The organism is Streptomyces sp. HB132 (assembly GCF_016909575.1).
Taxonomy (GTDB): domain Bacteria; phylum Actinomycetota; class Actinomycetes; order Streptomycetales; family Streptomycetaceae; genus Streptomyces.
In genome coordinates this window covers 209,405-225,761 of sequence record NZ_JAFBGA010000003.1, presented here as the reverse complement: position 1 = coordinate 225,761, position 16,357 = coordinate 209,405, and the positions used below count along the sequence as shown (strand labels likewise).

General features: G+C 69.1%; 12 protein-coding genes and 1 tRNA gene. 8 read left to right on the top strand and 5 right to left on the bottom strand.

Annotated features, from left to right (window positions below; translation table 11 throughout):
• Positions 1-50: 50 nt before the first annotated feature.
• Positions 51-1,142 carry an ankyrin repeat domain-containing protein gene (locus JOC24_RS08700; protein ID WP_205019549.1) on the bottom strand — a complete coding sequence of 364 codons (1,092 nt, stop codon included), beginning with the start codon at positions 1,140-1,142 and terminating at the stop codon, positions 51-53.
• A gap of 217 nt (positions 1,143-1,359) precedes the next feature.
• Positions 1,360-2,271, bottom strand: a complete 912-nt coding sequence (locus tag JOC24_RS08695) for a hypothetical protein (protein ID WP_205019548.1) — start codon at positions 2,269-2,271, stop codon at positions 1,360-1,362.
• 254 nt (positions 2,272-2,525) lie between these two features.
• Here JOC24_RS08695 and JOC24_RS08690 point away from each other — a divergent pair, with 254 nt between their 5' ends.
• From JOC24_RS08690 to JOC24_RS08665, 6 genes are all read left to right on the top strand, one after another.
• The gene (locus JOC24_RS08690) at positions 2,526-3,302 is read left to right on the top strand and encodes a S1 family peptidase (RefSeq protein ID WP_205019547.1); all 777 of its coding nucleotides are present in this window, start codon (positions 2,526-2,528) and stop codon (positions 3,300-3,302) included.
• 124 nt (positions 3,303-3,426) lie between these two features.
• Entirely contained in the window at positions 3,427-3,750 is a 324-nt protein-coding gene (locus JOC24_RS08685; protein WP_205019546.1) for a chorismate mutase, read from the top strand.
• Positions 3,751-4,104: 354 nt separating this feature from the next.
• Positions 4,105-6,675, top strand: a complete 2,571-nt coding sequence (gene pepN / locus JOC24_RS08680; protein ID WP_205019545.1) for an aminopeptidase N — start codon at positions 4,105-4,107, stop codon at positions 6,673-6,675.
• 282 nt (positions 6,676-6,957) lie between these two features.
• Positions 6,958-8,382: a pyridoxal phosphate-dependent decarboxylase family protein gene (locus JOC24_RS08675; RefSeq protein ID WP_205019544.1), complete on the top strand. Its 1,425-nt coding sequence runs from the start codon at positions 6,958-6,960 to the stop codon at positions 8,380-8,382.
• The gene (locus JOC24_RS08670) at positions 8,379-9,812 is read left to right on the top strand and encodes a lysine N(6)-hydroxylase/L-ornithine N(5)-oxygenase family protein (protein ID WP_205019543.1); all 1,434 of its coding nucleotides are present in this window, start codon (positions 8,379-8,381) and stop codon (positions 9,810-9,812) included. Before JOC24_RS08675 ends, JOC24_RS08670 begins: the two co-directional genes overlap by 4 nt.
• 296 nt (positions 9,813-10,108) lie before the next feature.
• On the top strand, positions 10,109-10,555 hold the full coding sequence (locus tag JOC24_RS08665; RefSeq protein ID WP_205019542.1) for a hypothetical protein: 447 nt from the start codon (positions 10,109-10,111) through the stop codon (positions 10,553-10,555).
• A gap of 553 nt (positions 10,556-11,108) precedes the next feature.
• On the opposite strand, the gene JOC24_RS08660 is transcribed toward JOC24_RS08665, so the two are convergent.
• A complete protein-coding gene (locus tag JOC24_RS08660) occupies positions 11,109-12,920 on the bottom strand; it encodes a bifunctional metallophosphatase/5'-nucleotidase (RefSeq protein WP_205020003.1) in 1,812 nt (603 codons plus the stop codon).
• A gap of 247 nt (positions 12,921-13,167) precedes the next feature.
• Between JOC24_RS08660 and pyk the strand changes: the two genes are divergently transcribed.
• Positions 13,168-14,601 carry a pyruvate kinase gene (gene pyk / locus JOC24_RS08655; protein ID WP_205019541.1) on the top strand — a complete coding sequence of 478 codons (1,434 nt, stop codon included), beginning with the start codon at positions 13,168-13,170 and terminating at the stop codon, positions 14,599-14,601.
• Positions 14,602-14,607: 6 nt separating this feature from the next.
• On the opposite strand, the gene JOC24_RS08650 is transcribed toward pyk, so the two are convergent.
• Positions 14,608-15,387, bottom strand: a complete 780-nt coding sequence (locus JOC24_RS08650) for a helix-turn-helix domain-containing protein (protein WP_205019540.1) — start codon at positions 15,385-15,387, stop codon at positions 14,608-14,610.
• Between the two features lie 111 nt (positions 15,388-15,498).
• Positions 15,499-15,571: transfer RNA gene (locus JOC24_RS08645), tRNA-Leu, on the bottom strand.
• 100 nt (positions 15,572-15,671) lie between these two features.
• Here JOC24_RS08645 and JOC24_RS08640 point away from each other — a divergent pair.
• A complete protein-coding gene (locus tag JOC24_RS08640; protein ID WP_031094407.1) occupies positions 15,672-16,328 on the top strand; it encodes an ANTAR domain-containing response regulator in 657 nt (218 codons plus the stop codon).
• Positions 16,329-16,357 lie beyond the last annotated feature (29 nt).

The window sequence follows — 16,357 nt, the reverse complement described above, 5'->3', positions numbered from 1 at the left end:
GATGACCAGGCCGCAGCGAGCACGGCGCCGTCGAGGACCGCCCATCGTGCTCAGTCCACGCCAGGGCTCCCGCCGTCCGTCCCGTCCCTCTCGTACTGGGCGAGCGCCCGGGCCGCCGCGTCGGCCGGCGCCGGGGCCGCGGACCGGGTCAGCTCCCGCAGCAGCGGAATCGCCCGTTCGGCGAACGGTCTGCCGCCGGTACGGAAGCCGAGCCGCGCCAGGACGTCCACGCCGAACGCCTGCCTCAGCGGATCCTCACCCGCCGTCCAGGCGGCCGCCGCCTGGAACGTCTCCTCGTCGCCCCGCAGCCACAGCGTCCCCACCGCCACCAGCCAGTTGTCCAGCCCCGGGTCACCGCCCCGCAGCGCCCGGACGGCCAGCTCCTCGAACGGGGCCCGCAGGCCCAGTTCGTTCTCCAGGAGCGTGGCGATCGCCCCGTGCCCCGTCTGCAGGTCCTGGGACGCGAACGGCTGACCGTCCCGCAGCAGTTCGACCGTGACCGTCACCCCGCCGTCCACCGGGTCGCGGTGCACCTGACTCCCGTGCCCCTCGTCCCCGTACGAGCGACGCAGTGACGCGCGCAACTCCTGCTCCGCGTCCAGTGTGAGCATGCGCCTGGCTTCCTCCAGCGCGGGGGAGAGGTCGCGGGCGCCGTGCCGGAGCAGGGCCCGCACCGTGTGCACCGACCCCCTCCGGGCCGCGACCACCAGCGGTACCTCACCCCGCGGGCCCGTCAGATCCGGATCCGCACCATGGGCGAGCAGGGCCTCCGCGACCCGCGCGTGGCCGAGGCCCGCCGCCCAGCGCAGCGCCGTGAAGCCGAACTCCTCGCTCAGATCGGGCTCGGCCCCGGCGGACAGAAGCGCCTCGACGGCCTCCACGTGGCCGCCGCACGCCGCCCCGCACAGCGGAAGATCGCCCGCCCCCGGGCCACTCGCGCGGTTCGGGTCCGCGCCGGCGGCCAGGAGCAGCCGGACCGCGTTGGGCAGGTCCTGCACGGACGCCAGATACAACGCGGTCGTCCCCTCCTCGTCGGCCGACTCGGCGGAGGCGCCCGCACGAAGCGCCCGTACGACGGCGTTCTCATCGCCGTACAACGCCTCGAAGAGGCTGCTCGCACCGGCGACCGGACCATTTGTCATACACCGACCCTAAGGACCGGAACAGGAACGAGGTCTTCGGGGGCGCGGGAGTGACGTCATGTCAGTTCCCTTCGGCGCGGCCCTGCGGCCCAAGCACGCTGGACCCCGGACCAGGCATCGACTTCGCGCTGCCCGTCGCCATTCCACCCCGTTGCCGGCACCGTGCCGCCCTACCGGAGTCCCACCGCCCTGGGGCCGCCCCGGGCAGGGACGATCCTCAGGTGTCGCACTCCAGGACCGTGCGGCACAGCCCGCACCGGGCGCGCGTCCGGCCACGGACCGGGACCCGGACGCGCTGGTGGCAGGTGGGGCAGGCGAAGGAGACCCGCAGCGCGTCCGCGGCCCCCTCGAAGGCGTACGGAACGGACGGGCCGGCACTGCTGCCCAAGTGGTCCCCGGCGTACCGGCGGTCCTTGGCGTAACGGCGCCTGCCCGCCCACCCCGCGGCCTTCAGCGGTGGCCGCTGCAGGTCGCGCAGGGCCTCGGCGCGGCCCTTGGTGTACGCCGTGTACGCCTGGGGGCTGGTGAACCACACGGACGGGTCCTCCCCGAAGGCCAGCGCACGCTTGGCGAGCACGTAGCCGAACTCCTCGGGTGTGAGATAGCCGAGCTTCTGGCTGGAGACCGCGTCCTGGCGGAAGGCGTCCAGCAGCAGCCAGCCCGCGCCGAGGTAGGCGGTCACCGTGTCCGTGAGGATCTCGTTGTCGCGGGTGCCGGGAAGCTCCAGTCCCAGCCGGTGCAGCAGCACATGGGTGATCTCGTGCGCCAGCGCGGCCCCGATGTCCCTGCGGTGCGTGCGGAAACGGTCGTTCAGCTCGATGAAGTACTCGGGTCCAGCGGTGAGTTCGACGCTCGCGGCGTGCTCCATCCGCCGGAAGCCCACGACGATACGCGCCTGCGGCAGCCGCAGGTGCCGGACCAGGGCGCCGGCCACCCGCTGGGCGCCGAGATACAGGTCGTCCACGTCGGAGAAGGCGGCGTCGGCCGGGGCGAGGCTCGTGGCGTAGGCGTGCACACCGTCGGGGGAGATACGCCGGTAGAGCGAGGTGATCGCGGACCGGACCGCGTCGAGATGCGGGAAGCCATGGACGACCGGACCGCCGCCGCTGCCGTTACTGCCGTCACTCACGTCCGAACCCCCATCAATGGCGCTCAACGGACCCTCACTCTAGGCCGGTCGGAGTGAATCCGGCCGTTCACCGGGAGGTGATCTTGGCCGGAAACCCTGACTTGTGACAGCGGTGAACGCTTCCCGATAATCGGATCGTTCTTGTCGGGAGCATGCCGAGAATTGCTCGGTCCGCGCCCCTGACCAGGACACGCACACCCGCACGCCTGCAGCAGCCCCCCATGCCGACCCCCACACGAAAGCAGGCACAGCCCGTGAAGCAACTTCTGCGCACGCTCAAGAGATGTTCCGTCATAGCCGCGGTGGCCCTCGCCACCATCAGCCTCCAGCCGTCGAACGCCTCCGCCGCCCCCGCCCCCGTAGTCGGCGGCACCCGCGCGGCCCAGGGCGAATTCCCCTTCATGGTCCGGCTCTCCATGGGCTGCGGCGGCGCCCTCTACAAGCAGAACATCGTGCTCACCGCCGCCCACTGCGTCAGCGGATCCGGCAACAACACCTCCATCACCGCCACCGCCGGAGCCGTCGACCTCCAGTCGTCCTCCGCCGTCAAGGTCCGCTCCACCAAGGTCCTCCAGGCACCCGGCTACAACGGCGTCGGCAAGGACTGGGCCCTGATCAAGCTCGCCCAGCCCATCAACCAGCCCACCCTGAAGATCGCCACCACCACCGCCTACGACACCGGCACCTTCACCATCGCCGGCTGGGGCGCCGCCACCGAGGGCGGCGGCCAGCAGCGCTACCTGCTCAAGGCCACCGTCCCCTACGTCTCCGACGCCACCTGCCAACAGGCCTACGGCAGCGACCTCGTACCCAGCCAGGAGATCTGCGCCGGATACGTCAGCACCGGCGGCGTCGACACCTGCCAGGGCGACTCCGGCGGCCCCATGTTCCGCAAGGACAACGCCGGAGCCTGGACCCAGGTCGGCATCGTCAGCTGGGGCGAGGGCTGCGCACGGCCCGGCTACCCCGGCGTCTACACCCAGGTGTCGACCTTCGCCTCCGCCATCGCCTCGGCCGCCGCCACCCTCTGACCCGGCCCACCCCGCCACCCACCCGGGGGCGCCCTCCTGACGGGCGTCCCCGGACCCACGTCCGCCCACCGGCCCCACCCCGCCGTCGCCCACCCCGCGACCGGTGCGTCTAAGCTCGCTGACCATGACCACGAGCAACACCGACGCGTACGTCACCGCCGAACTGAACCGGCTCCGCGAGAGCATCGACAACATCGATGCCGCAGTCGTCCACATGCTCGCCGAGCGCTTCAAGGCCACCCAGCAGGTCGGCCACCTCAAGGCCGAACACCACCTGCCGCCCGCCGACCCGGCCCGCGAGGCCCGCCAGATCACCCGGCTCCGCCAGCTCGCCGAGAGCGCCAGGCTGGACCCCGCCTTCGCCGAGAAGCTGCTGAACTTCATCGTGGCCGAGGTCATCCGCCACCACGAGCGCATCGCCGAGGAAACCGCCGGCCCCGACGCCTGACCCACCGCCGCCGTGTCGGCCCCGGCGCGGCGGCCCGGCCCGCGCCCCGCGCGGGATCAGCGGACCGCACCGGCCCGGCGCCCACCGGCCCCGCAGGCCACACCCACCCGAGCGATGCCGCCCGCGCGACGCGACCCGCCCGTCCCCGACGCGCGCCCGACCCGCTCGCGCCGGCCCGCGACCCATCCAGGCCCCGCGCACCCGGCCCCCCGCGAGAGCGCCGACGCCCTCCCACGCACCCCCGGCCCCGCACGGGAGCGCTGACACCCGGCGAGCGGAACACCCCACCCCCCGGCCGTCAGCCCTGCGAGAACGCCGCTGCACAGCCCCTACCCGTACGGCAGCATGGGCGCCATGTCCGTACTGACGCGCAACGAAGCGCAGACCCGCGCCCAGCTCCTCGACGTACACCGCTACACGGTCGACCTCGACCTCACCACGGGCGACGAGACCTTCGACTCCAGGACCGCCATCCGGTTCACCGCCCACACGGCCGGAGACACCTTCGTCGAGATCAAGCCGGAAACCCTGCGCTCACTCAGCCTCGACGGACAACCCCTCGACCCCGAACGCCTCGACGACAACCGCTACCCCCTGGACCACCTCACCCCAGGCACCCACGAACTCACCGTCGACGCCACCATGCACTACTCCCGCACCGGCGAAGGCATGCACCGCTTCACCGACCCCGCCGACGGCGAAACCTACGTCTACACCCAGCTCTTCATGGAGGACGTCCAACGCGTCTTCGCCGCCTTCGACCAGCCCGACCTCAAGTCCGTGTTCGACCTCACCGTCACCGCACCCACCGGCTGGACCGTCCTCGGCAACGGCACCACCACCCGGACCACCGACGGCCGCTGGACCATCGCCCCCACACCACCCATCTCCACCTACCTCGTCGCCGTCGCCGCAGGCCCCTGGCACTCCGTCACCACCCACCACGCCGGCATCCCCTTCGGCATCCACTGCCGCCGCTCCCTCGCCCCCCACCTCGACGCCGACGCCGACGAGATCCTCGACATCACCCGCGCCTGCTACGACCGCTACCACCAAAAATTCGACGAGCCCTACCCCTTCGACTCCTACGACCAGGCATTCGTCCCCGAATTCAACGCCGGTGCCATGGAGAACCCCGGACTCGTCACCTTCCGCGACGAATTCATCTACCGCTCCGCCGTCACCGACACCGAACGCCAGACCCGCGCCGTGGTCATCGCCCACGAAATGGCCCACATGTGGTTCGGCGACCTCGTCACCCTCACCTGGTGGGACGACATCTGGCTCAACGAGTCCTTCGCCGAGTACATGGGCTACCAGACCCTCACCGAAGCCTCCGTCCGAGCAGGGGAGACCCCATTCCCCGACACCTGGGTCGAATTCGGTGTCTCCCGCAAGGGCTGGGGCTACGACGCCGACCAGCGCTCCACCACCCACCCCGTCGCACCCGACCCCGACGCCGTCCCCGACACCGCCTCAGCACTCCTCAACTTCGACGGCATCTCCTACGCCAAGGGCGCCTCCGCACTACGCCAACTCGTCGCCTGGCTCGGCGAGAAGGACTTCCTCGCCGGCATCAACACCCACTTCGCCCGGCACAAATTCGCCAACGCCACCCTCGCCGACTTCATCGACAACCTCGCCACCGCCACCGACCGCGACGTCCACACCTGGGCCGCCACCTGGCTCCGCACCACCGGCATCGACACCCTCACCGCTCACGTCGAGAACACCGGCAACAGCTGGAACCTCACCATCGACCACGCCGGCAACCGCCCCCACCGCATCACCGTCGGCACCTACGACCACAGCCTCGACACCCAGACCGGCGCCGACCACCTCACCCTGCGCGGCCGCTTCGACCTGGACATCCCCCAGGACGGCACACCCACCACCCAGCCCGGCCGACGCCCCGACCTCGTCGTCCCCAACGACAACGACCTCACCTACGCCAAGATCCGCCTCGACCCCGACTCCTGGAACACCGCCCTCACCCACCTCTCCGGCATCCCCGACGCCCTCACCCGCGCCCTCCTGTGGAACACCGCCCGCGACATGGTCCGCGACGGCGAACTCCACCCCACCGTCCACCTCACCGCCGCCCGCACCCACCTCCCCTACGAAACCGACCTCGCCCTAGTCCAAGGCGTCCTCGGCTTCGCCGCCACCCACATCGCCGACCGCTACCTCCCGCCCCAGGACCGGCCCACCGCCCTGACCACCCTCACCTCACTCAGCCGTGACCTCCTTCGCCGCACCGAAGGACTCACCCCCAAGGACTGGGAACCCCACCAGGACGGCACCCGCCCCGACAGCCCCGCCCCCGGCCTCCGCCTCACCGCCGTACGCCACTTCATCGACGCCGCCACCCAGCCCGACGCCATCCAGGACTGGCTCCGCGAAGGCACCGTCCCCGGCGGACCCGAACTCGACCCCGAACTCCGCTGGCGCATCCTCACCCGCCTCGCCGTCCTCGGCGCCACCGACGACACGGCCATCACCCACGAACTCGACAAGGACCCCAGCGCCACCGGCCAGGAAGGCGCCGCCCGCTGCCGCGCCGCCCTCCCCACCCCCGAAGCCAAAAAAGCCGCCTGGCAAGCCATGTTCACCGACGACACCCTGTCCAACTACCTCTTCACCGCCACCGCGCAAGGCTTCTGGCAACCCGAACAGGCCGAACTCCTCCACCCCTACGTCGCCCGCTACTACCCCGACGTCATCGCACTCGCCGCACGCCGCGGCCCCGCCATCGCCGAAGCCGCCGGGCGCTACGCCTTCCCCGCCCACGCCGTCGACCCCGACAGCATCCGCCTCGGCGACCAAGCCCTCGACAACCCGGCGATCACCCCGGCCCTGCGCCGCAAACTCACCGACCAGCTCGACGACCTCCGCCGCGCCCTCGCCGTACGCAACGCCCACTGACCGGCGCCCACCCACGCCGTAACGCACCACCCACCGCCCCGCCACGGCCCCCGAAGCACCCCGAGCACCATCCGCGCCACCGTGCCCGGCCCCTCACCCACAGGGGCCGGGCACAGCCATACGAACAACAAACTCCCATACCAGCCCCACACCCCCCAGCACCGCCGCACCAGATCCCAGTACCCCTTTCGGGTCGAGATCGTTGGGCTCTTCGGCCGCACCCTCCGCAATCCGGACAAGCTGGCACCACCGCCCCCGCGTACCCGAAGGACCACACCACCCATGCCCACCCCGCCCCTCGCCGGAGGCACCGCAGGCCCCACCCACCTGCGCCCCCTCATCGACACCGTCCTCACCGCACTCCACGACGGCGCCACCCGCCGCAACGGCCCCCTCCCCGCCGGCGGACCCCACACCGTCACCCAAAACCTCCACCGCACCACCGGCCCCCTCATCCCCGACCACGGCACCGGCGCCCACCACGCCCTCCGCACCCTCGTGACCGCACTCACCGAAGGCGCCGCCGACCCCGCACACCCCCACTGCGCAGCCCACCTCCACACCCCACCCCTCGCACTCGCCGCCGCAGCCGACCTCGCCGCATCAGCCCTCAACCCCTCCATGGACTCCTGGGACCAGGCCCCCGCCGCCTCCGCCCTCGAAACCGCCCTCACCACCGCCCTCGCCACCGAGATCTACCCCCACACCCCGAAACCCGATGCCCTCGTCACCACCGGCGGCACCGAAGCCAACCAACTCGCCCTCCTCCTCGCCCGCGAACGCCACGGCCCCGTCCAGACCATCTGCGCCGCCAACGCCCACCACAGCATCACCCGCGCCGCCTGGCTCCTCGGCCTACCCCGACCCGTCGTCATCCCAGCCCCCCACGGGGTCATGGACCCCACCGCACTCCGCGACACCCTCATCCACCACCAAGGCCCCCTCCTCGTCACCGCCACCGCAGGCACCACCGACACCGGCCAGATCGACCCCCTCACCGACATCGCCGACCTCACCACCACCCACGGCGCCGAACTCCACATCGACGCCGCATACGGCGGCCCCCTCCTCTTCAGCCCCACCCACCGCCACACCCTCGCCAGCCTCCACCGCGCCCACAGCGTCACCCTCGACCTGCACAAACTCGGCTGGCAACCCGCATCCGCCGGCATCCTCGCCGTCCCCCACCACACCTACCTCGACGCCCTCCACCACCACGCCCCCTACCTCAACGCCGACGACGACACCGACGCAGGCCTCCCCGACCTCCTCGGCCGCTCCCTACGCACCACCCGCCGCCCCGACGCCCTCAAGATCGCCGTCACCCTCCAGGCACTCGGCCGCGACGGACTCGCCGACCTCATCGACCGCACCATCGCCACCGCCCACCACCTCGCCGACCTCATCGAGAAGAACCCCGCACTCGAGCTCTACGACCGCCCCACCATCAGCACCGTCCTCTTCCGCCCGAGCCACACCGACGACACCACCGTCGCCACCATCCGCCGCACCCTCCTCGACCGAGGCCACGCCGTCCTCGGCCGCGCCCGCACCGGCGACCGCCTCTGGCTCAAAGCCACCCTCCTCAACCCCCACACCACACCCGACGACCTCCGACGCCTCCTCACCCTCGTCACCCAGACCCACGCCGACACTCCCGCCCACACCCGTACCGACGCCATCACGGAAGGCAGCACCCCCCGATGACCGACCGGACCACCCCCCAAGGCCACCGGACCCAGGACCTCATCGGCATCGGCCTCGGCCCCTTCAACCTCTCCCTCGCCGCCCTCGCCCACGGCATCCCCACCACACCCGGCACCCACCCCCTCACCACCGCCTTCTACGAACAACGCCCCGCCTTCCACTGGCACCCCGGCCTCCTCATCGACGGTGCCACCCTCCAAGTCCCCTTCCTCGCCGACCTCACCACCCTCGCCGACCCCACCAGCCCCTGGACCTTCCTCAACTACCTCCGCACCCGCGACCGCCTCTACCCCTTCTACTTCGCGGAGCAGTTCCACATCCACCGCGCCGAATACGACGCCTACTGCCGCTGGGTCAGCGAACAACTCCCCACCATCCACTTCAACCACCAGGTCGACGCCATCCGCTGGAACACCGACCACGCCCACTACGAAGTCGACTACACCCGAACCGGCCCCGACGGCGAGACCCGGACCCCCGGCCAGGCCCACACCCGCCACATCGCCCTCGGCGTCGGCACCGCACCCTTCATCCCCGGACCCCTGCGCCCCCTCGCGGAAGTCCCCGGAATCCCGGTCATCCACTCCGCCGACTACCTCCACCACCGCGAACAACTCCTCGAAGCCGACCACGTCACCGTCATCGGCTCCGGCCAGTCGGGCGCCGAGATCTTCCTCGACCTCCTCCGCGCCCGCCCCCACGGCATCGAAAGAATCCACTGGCTCGCCCGCACCCAGGCCTTCGCACCCATGGAGTACTCGAAACTCGGCCTCGAACACTTCACCCCCGACTACACCCACTACTTCCACGCCCTCCCCGAACCCGTACGCGACACCCTCGTCCCCCAGCAATGGCAACTCCACAAAGGCATCGACACCGACACCATCACCGCCATCCACGACGAGCTCTACCGACGCACCCTCCACGGCGGATGGCCCGACGCCACCCTCACCCCAGGAGTCAGCGTCCGCACCGCAGGACGCCTCTCCGGCAGCGGCAACCGCATCGAACTCCACCTCGAACACACCCAACAAGCCACCCGCAGCCGCCTCACCACCGACGCCGTCGTCCTGGCCACCGGATACCGCGAACGCCCCCTCGACACCCTCCTCACCGGCATCGCCCCCCACATCCGCCGCGACACCCAAGGACGCCCCCGCATCCACACCGACTTCCGCCTCGACCTCGACCCCACCCTCACCGGCAACATCTACGTCCAGAACGCCGAACGCCACACCCACGGAGTCGGAGCCCCCGACCTCGGACTCGCCGCCTGGCGCAGCGCCACCATCCTCAACAACCTCACCGGCACCACCCCCTACCCCCTCCCACAACGCACCGCCTTCACCACCTTCGGCCTCACCCCCAGCCCCGCCCCCGCCGTACCGGGCCAACACACCCCCCTCGTCCCCTTCGCACAGGACCACTGACAACACGAAGGCGGCCGCCCGAGGACCAGGAACGGCCGCCCCACACACCGACCGGAACTCCACCGCAACACCACCGGCAAACCCGGCCGGCACGAACACCGGCCCCCGACACCAGGCCGGCACTCCAGCCACGGACCGTGATACCGCCGACGGGGCCGCCCGCGTCACCGATGATCACCAGCGCATGGAGCCAGAAGGCGAGCCGACGCCCGAATGAAGGAACTCCCGTACTGGCACACTTCGATGACGAGCACGCCGGTCGACGTGCAACCTGCGGCAGCGAGGGGTGAGGCACGTTGGTGCGCACGAACGGGCAAAGCAGGGGACTCCTGTTCACCTGGTGGGTGGTCGGCCCACTGGTCGCGATCTGGGCGGGCAACCTTCTCTTCTCCGCGCTTCAGGAGTCCAGCGCGGACCTCGGAGCCTTGGAGGCCTCCGGCAAGGAGTTCCTGGAAAACCTCGGCTCAGGAGACGGCGACGGAGTCTGCGCGACCATGACCCGGACAGCACGGTCCGAACTCGCCGCCGCCCAACGCAAGAACACCTGCCCGCAAGCCGTCGAAGCGCTCACAGCACCCCTGAGCGAAGCAGAACGAGATGAGCTGGCCGGTTCCTACGAAGCCAGATTCTTTGCGAAAAACGGCAGCACCGGGCACATCAAAGTCGAGGACAACCCTCTCCAGATCAGCGAACTGCTACTTTCCGAGATCGAGGGGAAGTGGCTGGTCACCGACTGGCGTTGACAGCCCACCGCGAAGTGTGAAATTCGGATCCGATACGCGGGTTCACACGGGCCACCGCGCGGAACAGCGGAAACAGACGAGTCCGCCGCCGACGCGGTCAAGGCGAACCAGAAGCCGGCGGCGGCCCCGGCGGGGACCGGCCAGGACCATGACCGCCCAGCCGCAGAAACACGTCGCGTCCGGCCCCGAGAGCCCGTGCCAGACCCGCTTACGCACCTTCCCGACCAAGGCGTCGGCGCGAAACGTCCCCGCTCCACAGCCTGCCCCTGACCAGGCAGCCTGCGAAGCGGGAACATGGCCGATGCCGCCTTCCCCCCCCAGGGCGGACCCCAGTGTCGGAGCACCGCAACAAACAGCGATCGGGGCCGGAGGCCCAGGAACGCGGATCCACCGGCTCCCGGCCCACCGCCGCGCGCCCGCTCGGGAGCCACGCAACTACCTGCGGCCACCGTCCCCCGCAAGCAAGCCCACATCACTCACGACGATCAACGGCTGCTGCACACGTCCCCCCGAGCGCCCCCCGCCGGCAAGACCGCCACCTACAGCCGCGGTACTAGAACACCGGCACACCGTCACGCGTCAGACGCCAGTCCACCGAAGCGAACTCCGCCGGATCCACCGAACCCTTCGCCTGAACCCACCCGATGATCGTGTTCCGGATCTCATCCGAATTCGCCCACAACTGCCTCGAGCCCGGCACGTGCGGGAAGTTGCCCCCACCACTCGCCCGATAGTTGTTCACCGCGAACACGAACTGCGCCGCCGGATCCACCGGCGCCCCCTCGAACGACAACCCCACGATCCGCGAACCGGCAGGCTTCGCGATATCGATGTCGTACGTCACACCCGACACCACGTCGTAGTTGTAATCCGGAATGTTCTCCGCGTTCGTCAGCTTCGACGTGTCCACCGGCGCCCCCGCAGCCGTCCGCACGTAGTACCTCGCCGAGAACTCCAGATAGTCCTTCAGCTGGGCCCCCGTCAGAAGCCGCGCCTCCAGCGTGTTCTCGAACGGATACAGCCCCGCCGCATCCTTGATCGTCACCTCACCCGCGGGAATCGCCGCCGTACGCGAGAAACACGCCGCCTGCGACAGCACCGGCAACGCCGCGTACTCCCCACCCGCCAGCGCCGCCCTCACCGTCTCCGCCTGCACCAGATTGATCAGATCGATGACCGGCTCGTCCTTCCACGGCGCGTCCACCGTCGACATCGCCGCCACCGACGTACCGATCACCTGGTTCACATACGCCACCACCTCCCGGTGCTCGGCACCCAGCAGCGAGGTGATGCGCGGATCCTCCTCCACCGTGTTCGAGTTCAGCACCGAGGCGCCGACCTTCTCGACCACCCAGCGGCCCTTCTCCCACACCAGATCGAAGTCGAACAGCGTCAGCCGCTGACCCCACTTCAACGGCTCCGAGAGAACGACCTGCTTCCCCGTCTCCTTGTTCGTCACGAAGTACTCGGGAATCTCCGAGTGCGCGTGACCCACCAGAATCGCGTCGATCCCCGGCACCTGCTCCGCCACCAGACCCGCCGCGTTCTCGACGTACGGCAACTGGTCACCGTACGACGACGTACCCGACGAACCCGAGTGCGCCGAAACGATCACCACGTCCGCACCCATCGAGCGAAGCTTCGGCACCCACTTCGCCGCCTGCTCCTCAAGACCCGGGAACACCATCTTCCCGCCCACATTCGCCTTGTCCCAGATCGCGATACCCGGATTCGTCAGCCCCAGCACCGCCACCCGCACATCACGGCCGTGCGGCGTACGCACCCGCTTGATCACATACGGCGCGAAAGCAGGCCGCAACGTCTTCGCATCCAGCGCATTCGCACCCAGCAGCGGGAAATCACACTGCTCCTCGAATTTCCGCAGCACCGGAATCCCGTAGTTGAACTCATGATTCCCGAGCGCCGCCGCGTCATAGCCGATCTTGTTCATCGCCTGCGCCATCGGATGCACCGGGCCACGCTTCGCCGTGATCGGATCGATCTTCGCGTAGTAGTACGACAACTGGGTGCCCTGGATCGTGTCACCCGCGTCGATCAGCAACGTGTTACGGCGCCCACGGTCCTCACGGATCTGGTTCACCAGCGTCGAGATCTTCGCCAGACCGACGTCGTTGTGCGCCTTGTCGTCGAACTCCTTGTCCGTGAAGTAGTCCCAGTTGAAGACGTTCCCGTGCAGGTCCGTCGTCCCCATCACCGTGAACGAGTACCGCTTCGGCGGACGCCCGTGACCGTGGCCCTTCGCCTCCGAGGCCACCGCCGACCCCGCCCCGACCCCACCGGCCAGCGCCACACCGGCACCGGCCACGGCCGAACGGCCCAGAAACGTCCTACGGTTCAACGGCATCCTTGACTCCTCGTTCGAGCGAACAACGCGCGTAGATTCTGGCCCAGCCACCCCCACCCGCAACACCCCGCGCAGGTTTCGATCTGATGACCGGCAGGCACCCCCGCCCCGCAGCACCACCTCTCACGCGCTCATCGGAGCACCCGGCCGCACAATTCAACAGTTGGCAATAACCGTTCATCAAAAGGCCGTTGGACAGTACTGCGAGGGCAAATACCTACCCGCAGGTAAGGTCTAGGCTCGAACCATGCGCCGAGCGAAAATCGTTTGTACCCTGGGACCCGCAACCGACACGTACGAGCAGATCAAGGCACTCGTCGAAGCGGGAATGGACATCGCCCGCCTCAACCTCAGCCACGGCACCTACGCCGAACACGAAGAGCGCTACCACCACGTACGCAAAGCATCCGAGGAGACCGGTCGCAGCGTAGGAATCCTCGCCGACCTTCAAGGCCCGAAGATCCGCCTCGGCCGCTTCGCCGAAGGCCCCGTACTCCTTGAACGCGGCGACGACTTCACCATCACCGTGGAACCCATGGAAGGCGACCGCACCACCTGCGGCACCACCTACGACGGCCTCGCCGCCGACGTCACCACCGGCGAACGCATCCTCATCGACGACGGCCGCGTCACCCTCGAAGTCACCGAAGTAGACGGACCCCGCGTCCACACCACCGTCATCGAAGGCGGCATGGTCTCCGACCACAAGGGACTCAACCTCCCCGGAGTCGCCGTCTCCGTCCCCGCACTCTCCGAGAAGGACATCGAGGACCTCCGCTGGGCCCTCCGCACCGGCGCCGACATCATCGCCCTCTCCTTCGTGCGCACCGGACGCGACATCGACGACGTCCACCGCGTCATGGACGAGGAGGAGCGCCGCCTCCCCGTCATCGCCAAGGTCGAGAAGCCCCAGGCCGTCGACAACATCGACGACATCGTCGCCGCCTTCGACGGCATCATGGTCGCCCGCGGCGACCTCGGCGTCGAAATGCCCCTGGAGCAGGTCCCGATCGTCCAGAAGCGCGCCATCAAGCTCGCCAGGCGCAACGCCAAGCCGGTCATCGTCGCCACCCAGATGCTCGACTCGATGATCGACAACTCCCGGCCCACCCGCGCCGAGGCCTCCGACGTCGCCAACGCCGTCATCGACGGCACGGACGCCGTGATGCTCTCCGGCGAGACCAGCGTCGGCAAGTACCCCGTCGAGACGGTCCGCACCATGGCCCGCATCGTCGAGGCAGCCGAGGAGGACATCCTCGCCAAGGGCCTCCCGCCCCTCACCGACCGCAACAAGCCCCGCACCCAGGGCGGCGCGGTCGCCCGCGCGGCAGCCGAGATGGGCGACTTCCTCGGTGCCAAGTTCCTGGTGGCCTTCACCCAGAGCGGCGACACCGTCAAACGCCTCTCGCGCTACCGCTCCCCGATCCCGCTCCTCGCCTTCACCCCGGACGAGGCCACCCGCGCGCAGCTGAACCTCACGTGGGGCGTGGAGACGTTCCTCGGACCGCACGTGGAGTCGACCGACGCGATGGTGGCGCAGGTGGACGAGGAACTGCTGCGGATCGGCCGCTGTCAGGAGGGCGACATCGTGGTCATCACGGCCGGGTCCCCGCCCGGAGTGGCCGGCTCGACGAACCTGGTACGGGTGCACCGCATCGGCGAGGACGACAGCCCGAGGTAACGGTCGTCAGTACTTCGGCCCGACGTGAGCGTCCATGAGAGCCACGGACGCCCGTCGGGCTACGGAGATGTTGTACTTCTTGCCCGCGCGGGTGCAGTGCGTCCACTTGATGCCGAGTTTGTCGAGTGTGTCCGTGTAGAGCTGTCGGATGTCGTCCGAGACATTGGTGAACCAGTACCGGGGGTACTCGTAGCGTTTGCGTTCTCCGCCGACCATGCGGGATGTCCAGTTCGTGGTCCGGCAGCCGTCTGAGTGGATGAGTCCCCGGATGAACTCCCATGAGTGAAAGTCTACGATCTCCTGCTGCCACGCTTCGAGGATGATCGGGCGCTCGTGCTTCCTGCCGGGGCCGTGCTGCGGAAAGAGGCATGTCCAGTGCTTCGTAAAGGACTTGACCTCTACACAGCCGCCCTTCTGGCGTCGCCCGGTGCGTGGCATGGGCATCACCTTGCGCATCACGGATTCGGCCTCGTCGATCAACCCGGGCCAGGCGTCGCCACAGAAGATCGACAGGTGGTGCTGCTTGGGTTTGGAGATGATGTGGCCGTCGCCCAGGTAGAGCCCGAGAAGATATGCATAGGCGGCGCGATCAAGGGCTCGGTCGGTACAGATCGGACAGTCAGTGGGCTGTACGTACTGGACCCCGCGTCTCTTGCGGTCCTCGTGCAGCCACCAGCCGATTGTCCCGCGAGGCACGTTGAGCAGTTCTGCCGCTGATCGATTGCTGATACCGCTTCGTAAGAGAGCGAGCGCTTCGTCGCGGATCGACGGATTGTGCTGGTCCATGTGGCGGAGTCTTGTGCGGGATTCGCTGATACGCCCCGCGATCGAAGGGGCGTTCACCGGCAATGGTGAAGATCAGCAAATGGAGGGTGAACCTGGGAATCGAAGGGAAAGTGCCCTGGGTGGGATTCGAACCCACGCTGTCGGTGGTTTGAGCACCGTGTCTCTTCCGCTGGACTACCAGGGCTGGGCTTAGGATCAAAGGTTAGCTGCGACCCGCTGTGCCTCAAACATACAGGAGCTAGGTAGGCTCAGGTAGCAGCACCTGCCTTGAAATGAGGAGCACCTTGACCACCCCCGAGTCGCCCCAGCCCGTAGACGCCGCCGACGACGACAAGTCGCACGTCCCGCCGCTGACGACCCGCGTCGTCATCGCCGAGGACGAGGCCCTCATCCGCCTCGATCTCAAGGAGATGCTGGAGGAGGAGGGCTACTCGGTCGTCGGGGAGGCCGGGGACGGGCAGCAGGCCGTCGAGCTGGCGCGGGAGCACCGCCCGGACCTCGTGATCCTCGATGTGAAGATGCCGGTCCTCGACGGCATCTCCGCCGCCGAGAAGATCGCCGAGGAGTCCATCGCCCCGGTCCTGATGCTGACGGCGTTCTCGCAGCGTGATCTCGTCGAGCGGGCCCGGGACGCCGGGGCGATGGCGTATCTGGTGAAGCCGTTCAGCAAGAGCGACGTGGTCCCGGCCATCGAGATGGCCGTGTCCCGTTTCGCGGAGCTGAAGGCGCTGGAGAACGAGATCGCGGACCTGTCGCAGCGGCTGGAGACCCGGAAGCTGGTGGACCGGGCGAAGAGCATCCTGCAGACGGATTACGGGCTCTCCGAGCCGGCGGCGTTCCGCTGGATCCAGAAGACGTCGATGGACCGGCGTATGTCGATGCAGCAGCTGGCGGAGGCGCTGATCGAGGACGCCGAGGAGAAGAAGAAGGCGGCCGAGTAGGTTCGCAGGCGTACATGGAGAAGCCCGCT